The sequence below is a fragment of the Treponema sp. OMZ 798 genome (assembly GCF_024181385.1).
Lineage (GTDB): Bacteria > Spirochaetota > Spirochaetia > Treponematales > Treponemataceae > Treponema_B.
Genome location: NZ_CP051305.1, coordinates 67,899 through 85,820, shown reverse-complemented (window position 1 = coordinate 85,820; position 17,922 = coordinate 67,899). Strand labels below are relative to the sequence as shown.

15 protein-coding genes are annotated in these 17,922 nt (G+C 40.4%); 8 read left to right on the top strand and 7 right to left on the bottom strand.

Features of this window, described 5'->3' with window-relative positions; translation table 11 throughout:
- Window positions 1-4: 4 nt before the first annotated feature.
- Window positions 5-4,678 (bottom strand): Ig-like domain-containing protein, encoded by a 4,674-nt coding sequence (locus E4O07_RS00400; protein WP_253686709.1) that lies wholly within the window; start codon window positions 4,676-4,678, stop codon window positions 5-7.
- A gap of 220 nt (window positions 4,679-4,898) precedes the next feature.
- Between E4O07_RS00400 and E4O07_RS00395 the strand changes: the two genes are divergently transcribed.
- Window positions 4,899-6,263: an MATE family efflux transporter gene (locus E4O07_RS00395; RefSeq protein WP_253686708.1), complete on the top strand. Its 1,365-nt coding sequence runs from the start codon at window positions 4,899-4,901 to the stop codon at window positions 6,261-6,263.
- Between the two features lie 71 nt (window positions 6,264-6,334).
- Window positions 6,335-6,862 carry a TDE2712 family protein gene (locus E4O07_RS00390; RefSeq protein ID WP_253686707.1) on the top strand — a complete coding sequence of 176 codons (528 nt, stop codon included), beginning with the start codon at window positions 6,335-6,337 and terminating at the stop codon, window positions 6,860-6,862.
- Here E4O07_RS00390 and E4O07_RS00385 read toward each other — a convergent pair.
- Window positions 6,834-7,601, bottom strand: coding sequence for a TrmH family RNA methyltransferase (locus tag E4O07_RS00385; RefSeq protein ID WP_253686706.1), 768 nt, complete (start codon window positions 7,599-7,601; stop codon window positions 6,834-6,836). The two genes, E4O07_RS00390 and E4O07_RS00385, sit on opposite strands and share 29 nt — an antisense overlap.
- Window positions 7,602-7,693: 92 nt before the next feature.
- Here E4O07_RS00385 and E4O07_RS00380 point away from each other — a divergent pair, with 92 nt between their 5' ends.
- Complete coding sequence (locus E4O07_RS00380; RefSeq protein WP_253686705.1) at window positions 7,694-8,350, top strand: HAD family hydrolase; 657 nt, start codon at window positions 7,694-7,696, stop codon at window positions 8,348-8,350.
- Window positions 8,351-8,390: 40 nt separating this feature from the next.
- On the opposite strand, the gene E4O07_RS00375 is transcribed toward E4O07_RS00380, so the two are convergent.
- Together E4O07_RS00375 and mgtE are read right to left on the bottom strand one after the other, a co-directional pair.
- Window positions 8,391-9,017 (bottom strand): diacylglycerol/polyprenol kinase family protein, encoded by a 627-nt coding sequence (locus tag E4O07_RS00375; protein WP_253686704.1) that lies wholly within the window; start codon window positions 9,015-9,017, stop codon window positions 8,391-8,393.
- Between the two features lie 3 nt (window positions 9,018-9,020).
- Window positions 9,021-10,379: a magnesium transporter gene (mgtE, locus tag E4O07_RS00370; RefSeq protein ID WP_253686703.1), complete on the bottom strand. Its 1,359-nt coding sequence runs from the start codon at window positions 10,377-10,379 to the stop codon at window positions 9,021-9,023.
- 214 nt (window positions 10,380-10,593) lie between these two features.
- Here mgtE and E4O07_RS00365 point away from each other — a divergent pair, with 214 nt between their 5' ends.
- The gene (locus E4O07_RS00365; RefSeq protein WP_253688149.1) at window positions 10,594-11,445 is read left to right on the top strand and encodes an Rpn family recombination-promoting nuclease/putative transposase; all 852 of its coding nucleotides are present in this window, start codon (window positions 10,594-10,596) and stop codon (window positions 11,443-11,445) included.
- 51 nt (window positions 11,446-11,496) lie between these two features.
- Here the strand turns inward: E4O07_RS00365 and E4O07_RS00360 are convergent, their stop codons facing one another.
- The 3 genes from E4O07_RS00360 to E4O07_RS00350 form a co-directional block, all read right to left on the bottom strand.
- Window positions 11,497-12,387 carry a 16S rRNA (uracil(1498)-N(3))-methyltransferase gene (locus E4O07_RS00360; protein WP_253686702.1) on the bottom strand — a complete coding sequence of 297 codons (891 nt, stop codon included), beginning with the start codon at window positions 12,385-12,387 and terminating at the stop codon, window positions 11,497-11,499.
- A 15-nt stretch (window positions 12,388-12,402) separates the two neighbouring features.
- Window positions 12,403-14,169, bottom strand: a complete 1,767-nt coding sequence (locus E4O07_RS00355; RefSeq protein ID WP_253686701.1) for a DNA repair helicase XPB — start codon at window positions 14,167-14,169, stop codon at window positions 12,403-12,405.
- Window positions 14,170-14,233: 64 nt separating this feature from the next.
- Window positions 14,234-15,124, bottom strand: coding sequence for an Rpn family recombination-promoting nuclease/putative transposase (locus E4O07_RS00350; protein ID WP_253686700.1), 891 nt, complete (start codon window positions 15,122-15,124; stop codon window positions 14,234-14,236).
- Between the two features lie 205 nt (window positions 15,125-15,329).
- On the opposite strand from E4O07_RS00350, the gene E4O07_RS00345 reads away from it, so the two are divergent.
- From E4O07_RS00345 to E4O07_RS00330, 4 genes are read left to right on the top strand one after another with little or no spacing between them, the layout of a single operon-like run.
- Window positions 15,330-15,854 carry a hypothetical protein gene (locus E4O07_RS00345; RefSeq protein WP_253730569.1) on the top strand — a complete coding sequence of 175 codons (525 nt, stop codon included), beginning with the start codon at window positions 15,330-15,332 and terminating at the stop codon, window positions 15,852-15,854.
- Entirely contained in the window at window positions 15,820-16,344 is a 525-nt protein-coding gene (locus E4O07_RS00340) for a leucine-rich repeat domain-containing protein (RefSeq protein WP_253686699.1), read from the top strand. The genes E4O07_RS00345 and E4O07_RS00340 overlap by 35 nt, the downstream gene beginning before the upstream one ends.
- Before the next feature lie 19 nt (window positions 16,345-16,363).
- Entirely contained in the window at window positions 16,364-16,720 is a 357-nt protein-coding gene (locus E4O07_RS00335; RefSeq protein WP_253686698.1) for a hypothetical protein, read from the top strand.
- A complete protein-coding gene (locus tag E4O07_RS00330) occupies window positions 16,705-17,880 on the top strand; it encodes a leucine-rich repeat protein (RefSeq protein ID WP_253686697.1) in 1,176 nt (391 codons plus the stop codon). The genes E4O07_RS00335 and E4O07_RS00330 overlap by 16 nt, the downstream gene beginning before the upstream one ends.
- Window positions 17,881-17,922 lie beyond the last annotated feature (42 nt).

Genomic DNA, 17,922 nt, shown 5'->3' with positions numbered 1-17,922 from the left:
TAAATTAAAATATATCAAACCTTAAGCCGACAGATATATTAGGAATTACAGATCTTATCGCAGACGTTTTTCCCTTAGAATCTACATCAGTAGGTACAAACCACAATTGTCCTTCTGTAAATAAGGATATAGCGCTGAAATACTTTTGCTTATGAAATTTAACTCTAGGAAACTCAAGCTGCATAAGCAAAGCTGACAATACTTGAGGACGGCCGCTCTGGGTTTGCGTAAACAATCCAAACTGTGCACCCAAGGCCACATCCAAATATAACCACTTCCAATCAGGTCCAAAATAATATCCAAAAGGCAGCTCATATACGTTTGCCAATAGCTTTAACGATATTATATGCCCTCCATATCTCATCTTATGGTTACCGCCATATAGCAGATTAAACTGACTTTGTAAAAACTGCCCATAATGAAGCTGGAGTTTTACGTTATCATCAAAAAAGCTTAAACCTAAGCCTATATCCCATAAGGCCGCTCCCCAAAACGCACCTTCAACATGCAAGCCTTGAATAAACTTTGGTACTCCATAACTAGCCTTATCTCCCTTCCTTAAAAGAGCTTCTACAGTTGACAGCTCTATGTCATCTGAAGATAAGCCGCTAAACTCTATTGCTCCATTGTACCGGCCTCCCTCACCGGGCGATATCAAGGTAACTTTTGGAGCTGTCTTATCTATCTTTATTATTGTCCTACAAACCGCTACCTCTCTATTTTCCATAACGGCCCTTAACAATAAAAAGTGATTTCCTTCTGCCATATCCTCTGTTTCAAGCCTGTACTTCCAATTAGCAGCCGACTTAACAGGAGCAAAGGTTTTTCCGTTGTCAAAACTGATTTCTACATACTTAACGCGCTTTGCTTTAAAAGCTCTTTTATCCTCAGATGTAGAACCCTTTGAGTAGACACGGGTCTTTTCTTCTTCGGATACTGTATAACCGGCTCTTCCTCTAAGGTAGGGCCTTTCTATTGCAAAGTCTCCCATCGCAAAATTGTCTATGGTGATCCACGGCCCCTCTGCGCCATAATTTATCTTATGTACCTCAGAATTAAGCGGTCCGGCACCTGCACGGTTTGCCCTTAACTCAAGGCTATGCTCTCCATTTACGAGCTTTTCACTGTCTAATTTAAAACAAACATAACCCGTTTTAGATACAGAAACCCTTTCAACTTCTTTTCCGTCTATATATAAAGCGGCCTCTTCTACACCATTATCAGCCATCAGCCTTCCATATACATTGAACTCGCCTCTTACCGTTTCGCCGTTTAAAGGATACAATAACTCTATCTTGTTTTTATCCTTCTTTCTATACACATCAAAGTTGATAGAAGCCTCATTAGTATTATTGGCCTTATCTACTCCGCTTATCTCAAGATTATACCTTCCTTCAGGCAATGAGCTTATATCTATATCTTTTGAAAGAATTATATCTTTTTCAAGCTTGATCTCGGATAGCTTTTGAGGCACCGATTTTCCGTCAAGGCTCTTTATTTTTAACATTACTCCTTCAAGAGAAACATTATCATAAACTTGACCTGATACAAAAAGGTTGTTATCCAATTTTGAACCGGCTAAGGGATATTCAAGTTTTAATATAGGAGGCGTGTTATCTATGTTTATCAATGTCGAGTATAAAAATACTTGCTCATAATTATCTGTCGCCTTTACAAAAACTACATGGGTTCCGTCATTTATTATATGGGTATTTATACGGTATTGCCATTTTTCTCTGCCTTCTGCAAGGTTATAGGTCTGCCCGTTATCAAAGGATACTTCAACCTTCTTGATTCCGTTTTTATCCAATGCACTTCCGGATATTACGCTTACCCCTTGCACTGTGTCAGTTATAAGAGGGTAAGAAACTGCAACCTGAGGTACATCGAGAGACACTCTGATTTTTCTGGTTACAGGCTGGCTTGTTACTCCGTAAATATCCTCAGCATACATGGTTATCTCATGTTCATTATCCGTAAGCTCGCTTAGTAAAATAGGTATAGAAAAGCTGTTTTTTATATCCATCGATTTATAAGCACCCTTATCTATCCTATAATGGATCTTTGCTGCCTCATCGTCATCATATACCATACCGGATATTTCAAAGTCTTTTATTATTATTTCGTTTTCATTCGGTAAATGTAAGTCTACCCGTGGGGCATCTTCGCTATTGTCTATTTCAAAACTATAACTATTAAAACTTCTTGAATTGCCTGCAAGGTCAGTAAACTTAAACAGCATATTCTTACTCAAGGGCTCTTTTGCACTGCCTATTATAAGATTCGGTAAGGAGCTATATTCAAAGCTCTGCCATTCGGCACCCTTACTTGCTCCCTTATACTCAGACTTTACTCCGGCAAACCTATCGCTTACCTTAAAAGCCGAGTATATTGAACCGTTTACCTTTTCTCCGCCTTCCGGCAAAATCATAACAACCTCAGGAGCTTCGCTGTCCTTATAAAACAGTCTTCTCTCATAGCTTTCTCTTCCGGCTGCATCTGTTGCCTTTACGGTAACAACAATGGGACCGTCCGCCTGTCCGCTTATATTTATCTTCTCGTTAAATGAGTTAGATAACTTTACATAAGGAGAACCGCTTCCTAAGCTATATTCAACTTTTGTAATTCCAACCGAATCTTCAGCATTACCCTTTAAATTTATAGAACTTGTCACAAAAGAAGCTGCTTCGCTCATTTCAAGATTTATATTAGGAGAACTCTTATCAAAAAGAATATCTACTAAAGGGCTTGTAAAAACTACACCCTCACTATCGGTTATCTTTACTCCGATTCCTTTATATACGCCCTCTTCTTTTATCCTTAATCTTATTAATTCTCCTTCTTGCTCTGCTTCAATATTTTTACCGCCTATTACTTCTAAACTCTCTATGACCATTCCGTCCCGAGGCTGGTAAATCCCTTCCAAGGCTTTATCGTTTATCAATACTATTTGATTGCTCTCATTTATCTTGCCTTTAGACCACACAAAGTTTTCTTCACCGCCTGCTCCCGATGCATTTAAAACTCGGATAACCAGAGTCTGTTTGCTAACCTTATCATTAATGTCTGTTGCCGTAACAGACACTGTATATATACCCGGCTGCGATTTTCCGCTTATATTTGTCTTTATCACATAATCGGTTTGTCCGGTCTTTAAAGGTAAAACGGATTCTTCTTCTCCGTTAAAGCCTGCACTTATATATTTTAACCCGGAAGCCGATTTTACATGGACAGAAGTAGAATTCTTTGTTTGTGCCGTATATACAGGGATGATTGTCTGCCCGTTATCAAAAGCGATTACAGGCTCCTTCCCTTCTACGCTGAACTTTACACTTAAAGGATTTCCTTTAATGCCTTTTTTATTAACCGCATAAATAGTCAATGTATGAGTTCCTGCACTCAATCCGCTTTCTACAGCTGCAAAACCTGCATCGGAGGCGTCTATTATTTTTTCTTCCCCCTTGTCTATCTTGTATCTTACCTCACTTGGTCCATATAAGTCATAAATTGCTCCTGAGATATAGAGATCTCCCGAAACCTTTCCATCAAGGACAGGGCTTAGCATTTCGATTACGGGCTTTCCCTTATTTTGATCTATGTAAAATGTCTTTTTTGCTCTTACTATGTTTCCGGCTATATCTTTTGCGGTTATTTCGACAACAGCACTTTTAGCTCCGCTCTTACTAACATCGAACTCTTTTATCCAATAATTATTACCCGCAGTAAGCTCAAAACTGCCTTCTTCTCCATTACACTTCCAAGAAAGGCTTGATAAACCTGCCGAATCACCAGCCTTCCCTGCAACAGAAAATACCGGAGCAGCAGGACTGTCGTCCTCAGGATAGATAAATTCTACGATAGGGGCTGTGTTATCGACAAACAACAAAAATGTGTGTATGCCTATACTTCCTTGCTTATCTATTGCCTTAAACCAAATTACCTTAGGCCCGTCTTCCAGCGTTTTTGTGTTTAATTTTAATGAAAACGTTGATTGCTTTGTTTTTTTGTTATACGCTAACTTTACTTCTTCAAAGTTCTCTCCATGGTTCAATGAATATAGCAGTCTTTCTATACCGTTACCGTCTTCTACCGTTCCGTCAATTGTTATCTTACCTGAAACAAGTTCTCCTATACTCTTATTGCCTATCTCAGTAATCGGCGACAGCCGATTTATGTAAAATCTGTTTTTTACTGATTTTCCCTTTACGCCGTTAATGTCTACGCCCCAGGCCTCTATAGTGTGAGTTCCTTCTTCAAAATTTTCAGTGTTTATATAGTATGACCAAAATTCTTTCCCCTTGGCCCGGTATATATTTTCTCCGCCGTCTATGCGTAACTCTACATACTCTACAGCATCATCGTCTACGCAGGTTCCTATTATGTTTAAGTTACCTGATACTACTGCTTCAGTTTTAGGATTACTTATGTTTACTATCGGTAAGTCTGAATTAGGGTCTACATACATATTAAAAGGACCTACATAACCCTCATTACCGGCTATATCTACAGCCTTTATCAATACATTGTATTTTCCTTTTTTCTTAGCCGATATATCTATCGATTGCTGCCAGCTTTCCGTGTTGGTCATCTGTACACTGTCTATATCTTTTGATCCTCCTGCATATAGCAAACTCAAAGAGCTAAACATTATCAATAAATACATTGTTATTTTTTTCATAAAATACTCCTAAACTAATTCAATAATTTAACCGATAGCTTATCGGCTAAAGCAGCTGAAATCTTTAATATATCTAAATTAAAATGAAAAAATGATAGGGATGGATATATTTATAATACAATATACACACAAAATGTCAATAATATCAAGTAATTTTTAATATTTTTTTATAATTATATGTCTTCCCTATTTTTTAATAATAGGGTAGAATAGCGAGAATATGAAGCTTAAATTTATAGGACAAACCACAGCACAAAGGCGAGAGCTTATTTTAACCGCTTCACCTATCAAAACATTAATCATCCTTTCTTTACCGGCTCTTATGATGGCTATGCTGCAAGCTATGATGCCTTTTACTGACGGTCTCTTTATAAACAGACTTACCGACCATGTAACGGCAAGTGCAGTCAGCTTTTCCCAGCCTATTATCTTCATTGTCCTAGCGCTTGGTCAAGGCTTAAGCGTTGGAGCTACAGCAATTATCGGACAGCTCAACGGGCGCGGAAACATAGATGAAAGCAAAAAAATTGCCACGCAGATTTTCGTATTTGCCTTTTTGTTGGGATTGGTTTCAATTCCCGTTTTATTTATACTGGGAACGGTAATAAGCTATACGCTCAAAAGTGAAATAGCTCCGCTGGTTTTTAGGTATATTTCGCTTTATTGTCTTGTAATGCCTCTCAGCTTTATGGAAGCTATATACAACGGTATAAAAAATGCCAACGGAAAGCCGGAAGCTCCCTTTATAAGAATGATCATAATGCTTATCATAAAAATCATAGGCAACTTTATCTTTTTATATATTTTTAGAATGAAAATAGACGGCTGTGTTCTCGCCTCTCTTTTAGCCAATATTGTAGTCGCAGCGTGGATGTTCTACGATCTTTTTTTGAAACCAACACCCGATAAACTAACTTTAAAACAATTTAAATTCTCCTCTCCTGCGATATACGAATTATTACGGGTCGGCTTCCCGGCAATGCTCAATTATGCCTTTATATATGTAGGCTTTTTTTTAATAAACAGAGAAATGGAGCCTTACGGCGCAGTAATCTTAAATGGTCAAAGTATTGCAAACAATATATCTACAATTTGTTTCAATATACCCGGCTGCTTTAGCGCTGCAGTTACAACTATGGTAAGTATGAATATAGGCTCCGAAAATCCCCAAAAAGCAAAGCGGTCCTGCCTTTTAGGCTGTATCACAAGTGCAATAAGCGGAGCAGTCCTTATAGCTATCATAGTGCCGTCTTCAGCCTATCTTGTATCAATGTTTAAGCCCGAAATGCCCCAAATAGGGGAAATCGCAGTAAAGGCCCTGCACATTTACACCTACTCGGTAATAGGATTCGGTATATGTATGACAATTCAGGGAGCCTTTATCGGCCTCGGAAAAACCAAGGTTCCGTTAATGTTGGGTATTTTGCGTATCTGGCTTTTGCGCTACATATTTATAATTACAACCGAAAAATATCTTTCCTATTACTCGATATACTGGGGAAATCTTTTTTCGAACATAACGGCCGGTCTGATTGCCGTAATTTTAATCCTAAACACCAAATGGGTGTCGGGAATAAAAAAATAGACCTCATTGAAAAAAAACGGCAATAGGTGTAAAATCCTCGTTGATTAAAAAAACTTTTTGGAGGTTTCTTTATGAAAAATATAAAGATTGATTTTGATGTTTTGGAAATGATGGTTTTCTTTTGGGAAAGCGTAGCTTCAAAGGATAAGATGGGAGATGATTACTTTGTAAGCATTGCCGAAAAGCCGCAGATGGAAGTTGTTTACAACGGGGACTTTTCTAAGGATTCTGTCCGCAGGGTTATGTCTGCAATTTCCAACAGGGAAAGACTTAACGACCGCACGATGAGCGAGAGCCGCTTTTGGAATAACAATATGTGGATTTTGGAAGACTTACAGACCATGCACAATATGATGGCTCCGATTAAGACATTAAACCTTACAGAGCTTACCGAAAAATATAAGGCTTCGGCAAAATTCGATGAGATCGAACTCATTTTTATTCCGGCCCATGCAGAAGAATTCTACATAAAGGAAAATAAAATATATATTAACTTTTTTAAACTTATTCCGAATTATGAAGACCCGAAGGATATTAAGATTTCGGGCCTTCCTTTAAAAGAATATGTAATTAAAAAGATCGAAGATTTATTGCACTAAGAGCATGGCAAAAAAGGGTTGCGGCTTGGGCGACGTTTAAGCTTTCCACATTGCCGCTTCCCTTTATTTTTACAAGGTGCGAGCAAAGCTTTTTAGCTTCCTCGCTTATTCCCCTTTCTTCATTTCCTAGAACAATTACGCAAGCCTCATCCCTTTCGATCAATCTTCCCATGTCGGCTATTTCGTGGTGGGCTTTTAAGTCGGTTCCTATACATGTGAGCCTTCCGCGGCACTGACGCAAAAACCAAGCCGTTGACGAAACCTTAAAAATGTTCACAAATTCCATTCCGCCTTGAGCTACCCTGTAAGCCGAGGTAGTAATCGAAGCCTGTTTATCTTCCTTTGTTAAAACTATGTTTTCTATACCGAAAAAGGCAGCACTCCTTATTATCGCACCGAGGTTGTTTGCATTTCCTATTTCATCGAGCATCAAAACCTGAGCCCTATTTTGAGCCCAAATGTTTATCGTTTCATGTTCCAATACAGGGATCTCGGGCTCAAAAATCATCGCCGTTACCCCCTGATGATGAACCGATTCGGAGAGCCTTTCCAGCTCATCATCGGAGACTATTCTATATAATCTCTTATTGGAAGCCAAATACTTACAAACCTCGCCGAACTGTTTTGCTCTTTTTTCCGAAAAAAACAGGCGTGAGATTTTTTCGGGATGATGTTTTGCCAAGGCTAGACAGCTTTCAAAGCCGCAAACCGGCAATTCTTTTTCAAATTTCTTACCCATGTGTTCATCATACACCAAAAGCAGAATATATGGAAGCGGACTCTTTTTTTGACCTTGCATAGATTTTTTATTTTTGTTAGAATGAGGGCCTTATGAAAAAAGCATGTATTTTTGATTTGGACGGAACCTTAACCAATTCTCTTTACTCGATAGCTCATTTTTTAAATACGGAAACGGCCAAGCACGGCATACCGGCTGTCGATCCTGAAGAATTTAAAATTTTAACCGGCAACGGAGCAAGAAAGCTCGTACAAAGAGTGCTTGAACGCTCAGGAAAAAATGACAAAGAATTGGAAGAAAAAATCCTTACAGGTTATAATGCAGCCTATGATGCCGACCCTGTTTATCTTTGTGAAGCCTACCCCGGAATCAAAGAGCTTTTAGCCGGCCTAATCAAAAACGGAATTTCGGTAAACGTGCTTTCAAATAAACCCCACTCGACGACAGAAAAGGTTGTTAAAACCATCTTCGGCGAAAACACCTTTTCGTGTATCCTTGGTGCCAGGGATTCCGTAGCCCTGAAGCCTGACCCCGCAGGCGTCTATGAAATTTTAAAAATGCTTAATCTCGAAAAAAAAGATTTTCTTTACATAGGAGACACGGCAACGGATGTTCAAACCGGAAAAAATGCAGGTCTTTTTACTATCGGCGTTTTATGGGGTTTTAGAAAGCGTCCCGAATTGGAAAACGCAGGAGCTGATGCAATAATTTCAAGTCCTGAAGAAATCCTAAGGCTTGCCTTAGCCTAAGCCTGTAATCCGGTTTTAATTTCTATAGGCCGGACTCTGCTTACATGCCCAACACAAGAGCAACCCCTGCACAAACCAGAGGAATCAGTATATTATCAAAATCTTTTAGAGGGAGGGCTTCCGTTCCTGCAGCGATGCCGGCAATAAACAAGCTTTTTACAAGACTCAGACTTATTGCGAAGGTAGAAATAAAAACCGCCGTAAAACAGGCTATGCTTCCTGCTATGGTTTTATCCTTGGAAATATTTAAGTGATGCCTTCCCCAAAATTTTCCTACAAGGCTTGCAAGGCCGTCGCCTAGGGCCAAGGCCATAATTCCTATACTTGCATCCTTAAACGGAAAGATAAGAAGAGTGCTGATAACCCCGGCCGAAAGAGTTACGGGCCCTAACACAAATTTTCCCTTATCCCGTTCTCTTGCTGCAAAGCCCGTAATGCTTGAAACCATAAAAATTTGATGGCCCCTTAACCTTAAAATTTCAAAGACTATATAAAGACATGTTATTACGGACAAGGCTATAACTGTCGGATAAAAAAAGTATCTTGCAAAGAGGGGAACAAGGGCTGCACAAAGATGAATAGCTTTGCGGAAGGTTTCTTTTACCAGATCCTCTACCCTTGCATTTTGAGAAAGCTTTTTATACCGTAGATTTCTTAAAAAACTCATAAACTAAAACATCCCTGCACACAAAACTGCGGCTATCTTAAAATAGATAATCAAACTTACAGTGTCTACAATGGTTGTAATTAAGGGCCCTGCCATAATTGCGGGGTCGAGCTTTAATTTTTTTGCCATAATAGGGAGAAGACCTCCCGTAATCTTTGCGATAGTTACGGTTGCAACGAGGGTGGCTCCCACAGTAAGGGCTATCATAGGGTTCTTTCCTCCGAGGAAAACCGATTTTAAAAAACTAAAAATACCTAAGATAAGACCTACCAAAACGGCGATACCCAGTTCTTTAAAAAATACCTTTTTCCAATCCTTTAAGTCGATTTCTCCTGTGGCCAAACCTCGGATAATGAGGGTGGAAGACTGATTTCCCGAATTTCCTCCCGTATCCATCAGCATGGGAATAAAGGCCGTCAAAATAGTCATAGAGGCAAGTAAATGGTTATAGCGTTCGATTATGGTTCCCGTAAAGGTTTCGGATACCATGAGCAAAAGAAGCCAGCCTATTCTATGCTTTGCAAGTTTAAAAATTCCGGTTTCGAGGTAGGTTTCTTCGTTGGGCTGCATACCGGCCATCCTCTGGAAGTCCTCGGTAGCCTCCTGCTCCATAACATCCATTATGTCGTCAACGGTAATAATGCCGATGAGCCGGTTTTCGTTATCGACAACAGGGAGGGCCAAAAAGCCGTACTTTTTAAAAGTGAAGGCAACCTTTTCTTGATCGTCATGGGTGTTCACGCAGATATACTCTTTATTAAAAATCTGCTCAATCTTTTTGTCCCCATCGGCGAGTACCAATTCTTTTAAAGAAATAAAGCCTTCAAGAATGCGATTTCGGTCGGTAACATAGCAGGTGTAAATGGTTTCACTTTCCAAACCTATCTTGCGGATGTAGGCAAGGGCCTGCTCAACGGTCATTCCTTTTTTTAAGCCTACGTACTCGATGGTCATAAGGCTTCCCGCCGAATCTTTGGGATATTTTAAAAACTGATTTATGAGCATCCGCTCTTCACTGCCCGTATTTTTTAGGATTTTTTTTACGACATTTGCAGGCATCTCTTCAACAATATCTACCATATCGTCCAAGAAGATTTCATCCAAGATGGAAACCAGCTCCCTGTCTGTAGCGGCAGCTATAAATTTACTTTGCTGTTCTGTAGGAAGGAGGGTAAAAACTTCGGCGGCCATGCTCTTAGGCAGCATTCTGAACATAAGAATGGCATTTTGTGCCGATTCGGCCTCAAGAAATTCGGCTATATCTACCTCGTTTAAATCGGCCAAAAGCCTTTGTACTTCAATATACCGTTTTTCGGATAATAAATATTCGATTTGTTCAAACTTATTTTCTTCCAATTCCATAAGATACCCTCCGAACGATATAATTCTTGAGAGTATATCACATTTTTAAGAAAAAATATAGGGGAGGAAAAAAAGCTTATACAGCTATTCGAGTTTTTTATATTAAATTAGTCAACAATTTTTTAAATTTTACCATTTATTACAAACTTTTTATACAATAATTATGAAAGGGGAAAATTTTTCTTCTTTTAAAAAACTATTAGAGAGATTAAACATGGAAAAACTATTTAAAATCACTCTCCGTAACGACTATGCCTTTAAACGAGTGTTCGGAGTAGAGGAAAACAAAGACATTCTTCAAGATTTTCTGGAATGTATTTTGGACATTCCACCTGAAACCATCGCAGGCTTGGAACTTCTGGATAAGGAGTTTCATAGGGATTCGATAACCGATAAAACGGGTGTTTTAGATGTAAAACTACGCCTAAAAAACAATACCATTATCGATATAGAAATTCAAAACAGGTGGAACAGTGAGTTTGCTCAAAGAACTATCTTTTATTGGGCTAAAATGTATACGGAAAACTTAAAAACAGGTGAAGTGTATACAAAATTGCCTAAATGTATTACAATAAACATAGTGGGTGAAGGTTTTAATTTGAACAATCTGATTCACAGTGAGTATAATGTAGTAGAGAAGCACTTGAACGACAAACTTTCTGATGAACTTGAAATCCACTTTTTAAACTTAGCCAAGATTGAAGAACAAGAAAATATTGAACAGGATGAAAAGAAAAAAAAACTTTATAACTGGTTGAAGTTTATTGAAACCGATGATAGGGAGGTCCGTAATATGTTAGCCCAAGAATCACCGATGATGGCAAAAGCAAATACAACTATTGAAATAATGGAAATGAGCCCGAAAGAAAAATGGCTTTATGAAAACCGAATGAAATACGAACATGACAAGGCTTCTTGGAAACATGTTGGTTATCAAGAGGGGATTGAACAAGGAGCCTACCAAAAAGCTCTTGAAACAGCGGCTGCTTTTAAAAAACTTGGAATTGATATTGATAAAATAGCCCAAGGAACAGGTTTAAGCATTCAGGAAATCCAAGCCCTATAAAAATCGGCGTTTTTAAAATGAACTTATATGGCAGGTTTAAGCCCAATGGCCCTATCCCCAAAAACCGTTGTTTGCAAGGAGAACGGCTAAGGCGGAAGTAAGAGCAGTTTCGGTGCGTAAGATGCGTTTTCCCATCGAGTAAGAAACAAAGCCTTCGGCTAAAAATGATTCCCGCTCGTTTTGAGTCCAGCCCCTCTCGCTTCCGATTGCTATAGTTAAATCTTCCCCTTCCTGCATCTTAAACGTAGAAAGTGATGGAAAGGCTCCTATGTCGAGAAGAACCTTGCTCCCCTTGAACGAGGAGTTTTTTATATCTTTTAAAGCTTCTTTTACAGAATTGCAAAAATAAAATTTAGGCATCAGGGTTTGGCCTGCTTGCGAGATTCCGTCGATAATGTATTTTTTTATTTCTTCGGAACTTGAAAGGTTCGACCTTAAATAGGAACGCTCTCCCAATTCCGTTCCGCATAGTATGATTTCTGCAAAACCCAAACTAGCCGCATCCCGCAAGATGCGCCTCAACTGAATGGGTCGTGGAAAGCCCAAGATTATTTTTATCGGCGGAAGAGGCAGCGGTTTTCTTTCAATTTTATCGGCATCTGTGTTATCATCAATTTTACCGGCACCCTTATCGGCCCTGCTTTTGACGGATGCATTCGGAGAAAAAGAAAAAACTATTTTTTCTTCGGAAAGGTGAGAGATAAGAGCCTTTCCTATGTTTCCGTTTATAAGACCGGCCTTAAAAACATCGCCTTCCTTTAGATGCAAGACCTTTTTTATGTGCTGATAGCGTTCATCGTTTTTGTAAAAAACACAGCACCTATCTTCGGCATTTTGAAAAAATCTTTCTTCATTTAAATCGGATAAATCGGAGTTTACGCAATAAGATTGTACGCAATCATCGTCTAAAAAATCATCAGCTGAAAACAAAACAATATTCATCTATGTTTTCCTAAATTAAGATGAGCTTCCGGCACAGTCATCCAGTTCGGCTTCGGTAAGAATCGAATAGTCATAGCCCTGTTCAGCCAAAAACTTTTGACGCTTTTCGGCAAAGCCCTCTTCTATGGTTTGGCGAGTTACGATGCTGTAAAAATGAGAATCGCATTCCTTAGGCCGCAAGATTCTGCCCAAGCGCTGTGCCTCTTCTTGGCGGCTCCCGAACACACCGGACACCTGAATAGCAACCGAGGCATCAGGCAGGTCGATGGCGAAGTTTGCAACCTTAGAGACCACCAAAACATTTATCTCCCCCTTTCTAAATGCATCATACAAAACCTCCCTTTCGGCATTTGTATTTTTCCCGGTAATAAGGGGCGCCTCTATTTCTTTTGCAATTGTCTCAAGTTGGGAAAGGTACTGCCCGATTATAAGGGTTTGATTTTCCTTATGCTTGGCCAAAAGTTTTTTGACTACTTCGAGCTTTGCAGGATTTTCACTTGCAATGCGGTGCTTTTCTCGCGTTGTACCCACAGCGTACTCTATCTCCTTTGAAGGAGCAATGTTTACACGGATTTCGGTACAATAAGCCCTTGCTATCCAGCCCTTTTGCTCCAGGTCCTTCCACGGCACATCGAAGCGCTTAGGCCCGACAAGACTGAACACATCGCCTTCACAGCCGTCTTCCCTCACAAGGGTTGCAGTAAGCCCGAGCCTTCTTATAACTTGAAGCTCGGCCGTAATTCTAAAAACGGGAGCGGGCAATAGGTGAACCTCGTCATAGATTATAAGCCCCCAAGCCCTTTCCCTAAAAATTTTAAAATGAGGAAAGGCCGCATCGGTGCTAGGTCTCCAAGTGAGTACCTGATAGGTGGCTATCGTAATAGGCCTTATCTCCTTTACCTCACCGGTATATAAACCTATATCTTCTTCGCTTATATTTGTCTTATCCAAAAGCTCCCGCCTCCACTGGTAAACGGCAGCCACATTGGGAGTAAGAATAAGGGTGCTTGTTTTAAGAAGACTCATCGTGAGCATTCCGACTATAGTTTTTCCTGAACCGCAGGGAAGAACAATAGTACCGAAGCCCGTTCCTGCCGACTTATCTCCCACAAAGGAAGAAGCCGCATCCCTTTGATAATCTCTGATTTCGAATTCGGCCCCGCTCGAAGTTTTTTCTTTTAGAGAAATATCTAAGGGCTCGCCGTCGCGGAGGGGAACCTCATCTTTCACGGGCCAGCCCTGTTTTAAAAGAGCCTGCTTTACCGTTCCCCTGTTTAAAAGAGAAATTAAAAAAGAGTTTTCTTCATCCGGGTCTTCTATTAGATATTTTGAAAGAAGCTTACTGCTTTTTAGTTCTTTAAAAATAAGAGCGTTTTCAGTCTTTAGCCGCAAGAATTCCGCCTCAACAGTTTCGAGATTTGCAGCGCCGGTTTCTTTTTCTTCTATAATGTCAGTATTGTCTTCTTGAGGCTTTTCGAGAGGGAGAAGCTTTATCTTCCCGTAACGGCCCATCGTCTCTTTCATCCAAACCAAGATCGATTCGGGAACCTTAAAGCGGGAAAAGCCCGTGAGAGTTTTCATAATAGAATCGGCTGAAAGCCCGACCCCTGCCGCATTCCATAGCGAGAGGGGAGTCAGCCTGTAAGTGTGAAGATGTTCAGGCGACTTTTCAAGCTCTGCAAAGGGTATAAGGGCAAAGCGAGCCTCATCTGCCTCCGGGTCGTGAATGTCCAAAAGAATGGAGCGGTCTCCTTGAATTATAAGCGGTTTCGATTCTTGCATAGCCTGACATTATACATGTTTAAAGAGGACAGTTCAAGTTAGGGGAAATGAAGAAGAGCGATCCCTATAATGCTTTCACTTCTTCAATGCTTAAACCCGATATTGTACAAATATCGTTAATCGGATAATTCATCCCCTTCATCAACTTTGCCATTTCAAGTTTGGTTTGGTAAGAGCCTCTCTCAATTCCTTGTTCAATTCCTTGTTCAATTCCTTGTTGTATTCCAATCATCAGGCTTTCTTCTCGTTGTACTGCTATATCTGTTTCGTAATCATATTCGGCGAGCAACATATTTATTACCTCCTTGGTCTTGCGTTTTAGATAATCACGCAAAATATTATTTTGTATACATTCCTCGATGGCTTTTTGAAAGCCGTTTTGAGGGTCTTCTTTTTTCCATCTGCGCACAGTTTCCACAAATACGGTGTATTCATACATCGTCTTGCAGTTTTCCAATAAAGGATGGCGGTTTTGTTGGTTGATATTTATTACTTGAACGGTTAATTCAAGACTAGGCAATGAAGATTTTTCGATAAAAGCATCCGATAGTTTCAGAGTTTTATCGGAAGGATAGGCTTCTTCTCCATTATAAAAAACATAAAACTCCGGTGTCGGAATATTTAGGAGTTTACGGCTGTATTTTTCCTTTGATTCCAAGAGAGTTTCATACAGGCGGCCGATATATTCAAGACACCGCAAAGGCATATTAGGATTGATACTCGATTGATGTTCCGCGAGCACTATTATTTTGTTATCGACCAGATAAGACACATCGTTATAGAAAGCCATATAGAGAACCTGATCCAATCGGATATTTTTCAAATCTTCAGTAGCAGTAAGCGAAGTACCGTGCAAGGCATTATAGAGCGACAAAAAGTTTTCCTTGGCCTTTTCGTCTTCTGCAAAAAGGTCAACGAATACCGAATCTTTATAGCTGCGTTTATGCTTAGACATTTTCCTGCGCCTCCTCGCCCATTATTATAACATAAATTATTAAAATTGACAAAGGGCAAAGTACGAAGTGCGAAGTTCGGCACTCGCCATTCGAACTTCCCTTCACTCGCCGTTCGTCATTCAGCATTTCCCCCTTTTCCAAAATAAATTAAAAAACTTCCCCAAAAAGTTGTTATTCTCAAAAACTTGCGCTATAATGTATAGGATGAAAAGAAAAATAGAGTATCGGTGTAGTATAATAAAAAGTTCTCAAAAAATTGTCAAACTACTTGACAAAGCAGAATTTGCCCCCATAATACCTCAGCACTCAGCACTCAGCACTCAGCACTCAGCACTCAGCACTCAGCACTCAGCACTCAGCACTCAGCACTCAGCACTCAGCACTCAGCACTCAGCACTCAGCACTCAGCACTCAGCACTCAGCACTCAGCACTCAGCACTCAGCACTCAGCACTCAGCACTCAGCACTCTTTTAAATAAACCGCAAAGATCGCCAAGATCGCAAAGAATTATAAAGGAATTTACAACATCTCCCTCAAATTTCTTTGCGTCCTTCGCGCCCTTAGCGGTTAAATTAAAAAACACGCAAAATAGGCAAACCCCGCCAAGAATAATTAATGCACATCTAAAACCATCTCTCTTAAATATCTTTGCGCCCTTGGCGGTTAAATTACACAATTATAAGGAGGTTTCTTATGAAACACACAAACAAAAGCCAAAAATGCTTTAAAAGTTGGGCGGCAGTCCTCACACTTGCCGCATCGTTATTGATTATCGGGCTCTTTACAGCCTGCCCCAACGCCGCAGGAGGGGGTGGAGGCTCAATTACGCCTGTTACACCCGGCAAGGCTGTTCTTACCGTAGACACTGATAATAAAACAATAAAAATTACGGTAATAACCTCCGGCGGAAGCAAGGTAACGGTAGAAGGTGCGGACAAAACAAGCATAAACAGCGGTGAAGAAACCGAACTTACGGCAATAGCGGCGGATAACAAAATCACCTTAAAAAACGCCGTAATTACAGAGCTTAAATGCGGCGGGAACAAGCTTACCGCCCTTGACATACAGGAACTTTCCGACTTGCAAGCCCTGAAGTGCTATCAGAACCAATTAACGGAGCTTAATGTAGACAATGTGACTAAATTATCGTACCTGGACTGCGACGAAAACCAATTAACGGCACTTAAAGTAGACAAGTTAACTGAACTGCTACGCTAATCAACTGGATGCCGCCGCCATGACCGCCATACTGAAAGATCTGCCCGCACGGCAGGCAATCGACGGCGCCGAATGTTTTCTTTTCAGCGAAGACCCGAGCGATAACGAGGGAAACTACAAATTCGACGGCACCGTTCCGGCAGACTTGAGAATAGCCTTTGAAAAAGCCCGTGACGAAAAACACTGGACACTCAAAAAATACAACAGTGCAAGCATCAGTGAAGAAATTGTACTGCCTATTATATCAAACGCGGCAATTTTTATCGTAGACCCAAGTAAACCGACAATCACTGTTACGGTAGTATGCACGAGCGGTTCAATAGAAGTAGAGGGCGCGGACAAAACCGATATACCAAGCGGGTGCCAACCGCCTTGACCGCAACCGGCTCGCAGATTATCTTAAAAAACAACTCTATTACGGAGCTTAAATGCTTTAACAACAAGCTTACCGCCCTTGATGTACGGGGCCTTTCCGGCTTACAAAAGCTGGTCTGCGACAAAAATCAACTGACAAGTCTTGATCTGCAAAACTTAGCCGAATTACGGTCTGTTGTCTGCTTCGAAAATAAATTAACAAGTCTTAATGTGCAAAATGCGGTTAAATTGGAGAAACTATTCTGTAGAAATAACGAATTGCAAAGCCTTTTAATTCAAAACACTCCTAAGTTAAAGGAATTCACATGCAACGAAAATAAACTTAATGCGGCCGCTTTTACCGGCATTTTAACCAATCTGCCTACCTGTGCAGCGGGTGATGGAGCAAAAGGCACTCTTTTTAAAACATCTTCGAATGAACACAACTATGATTTCACCGATCCCCTTCCCGCAGATTTAAGAGATGCTTTTTACAAGGCCCGCGACACAAAAAAGTGGAAGTTAATCAAGAAAGATTCGGGAGGTGTTGAAAGCCCTATCATCTTGCCGCATCCTCCGCCTCTTTTATATGTACCGGTAGACTATGCCGATTTGGAAAACTACCTTAACACGGAACCGGCGGCTACAGACGGTGTCTACTACATCGAAATAACCGGAACCATACCGGCTGCCGCCTTTAAGGGCGATAGCTCCGGTCCGGGAGCACTCGGGCAAAAGATACAGAATGCATCCCCTAAAAAAATAGACCTTAAACTGCCCGAAACGGTTGCAGGTCTTGTAAGTATGGAAAGCTGTTTTAGAGACTGTACCGATCTTGTATCGCTTGCGAATATCCCCGCAAATGTTACGAATATGAGTAATTGTTTTTCAGGCTGCACAAGTTTAATTAAAGGCCCCGATATTCCTGAAGGCGTTAATGATATGTCTTACTGCTTTAAAGGTTGTTCTTCTCTAAAAAAAGTAAAACTTAACTGCCCTTACAATGCCTCAGGAATAAACTTTGCCGCTGTCTTTTTCAACTGTAATGCTTTAGAAATAGGCGGCATACAGGTAAAGACTGCACACTATGACGCATACACAACCTACAGCGCCCTTGAGAAGATGAAAGTACCGCCGGTCGGCAATCAAACCGAACAAAAAAAGAAGTTCAGCACATTTTAGGGCATAACAGCTATACGCCTTATGCGAGCCTCTCGCATAAGG

Coding starts and splice junctions, on each gene's coding strand:
- E4O07_RS00400 (WP_253686709.1), bottom strand. CDS start 4,678: ATGAAAAAAATAACAATGTATTTATTGATAATGTTTAGCTCTTTGAGT.
- E4O07_RS00395 (WP_253686708.1), top strand. CDS start 4,899: ATGAAGCTTAAATTTATAGGACAAACCACAGCACAAAGGCGAGAGCTT.
- E4O07_RS00390 (WP_253686707.1), top strand. CDS start 6,335: ATGAAAAATATAAAGATTGATTTTGATGTTTTGGAAATGATGGTTTTC.
- E4O07_RS00385 (WP_253686706.1), bottom strand. CDS start 7,601: ATGGGTAAGAAATTTGAAAAAGAATTGCCGGTTTGCGGCTTTGAAAGC.
- E4O07_RS00380 (WP_253686705.1), top strand. CDS start 7,694: ATGAAAAAAGCATGTATTTTTGATTTGGACGGAACCTTAACCAATTCT.
- E4O07_RS00375 (WP_253686704.1), bottom strand. CDS start 9,017: ATGAGTTTTTTAAGAAATCTACGGTATAAAAAGCTTTCTCAAAATGCA.
- mgtE (WP_253686703.1), bottom strand. CDS start 10,379: ATGGAATTGGAAGAAAATAAGTTTGAACAAATCGAATATTTATTATCC.
- E4O07_RS00365 (WP_253688149.1), top strand. CDS start 10,594: ATGGAAAAACTATTTAAAATCACTCTCCGTAACGACTATGCCTTTAAA.
- E4O07_RS00360 (WP_253686702.1), bottom strand. CDS start 12,387: ATGAATATTGTTTTGTTTTCAGCTGATGATTTTTTAGACGATGATTGC.
- E4O07_RS00355 (WP_253686701.1), bottom strand. CDS start 14,169: ATGCAAGAATCGAAACCGCTTATAATTCAAGGAGACCGCTCCATTCTT.
- E4O07_RS00350 (WP_253686700.1), bottom strand. CDS start 15,124: ATGTCTAAGCATAAACGCAGCTATAAAGATTCGGTATTCGTTGACCTT.
- E4O07_RS00345 (WP_253730569.1), top strand. CDS start 15,330: ATGAAAAGAAAAATAGAGTATCGGTGTAGTATAATAAAAAGTTCTCAA.
- E4O07_RS00340 (WP_253686699.1), top strand. CDS start 15,820: ATGAAACACACAAACAAAAGCCAAAAATGCTTTAAAAGTTGGGCGGCA.
- E4O07_RS00335 (WP_253686698.1), top strand. CDS start 16,364: ATGACCGCCATACTGAAAGATCTGCCCGCACGGCAGGCAATCGACGGC.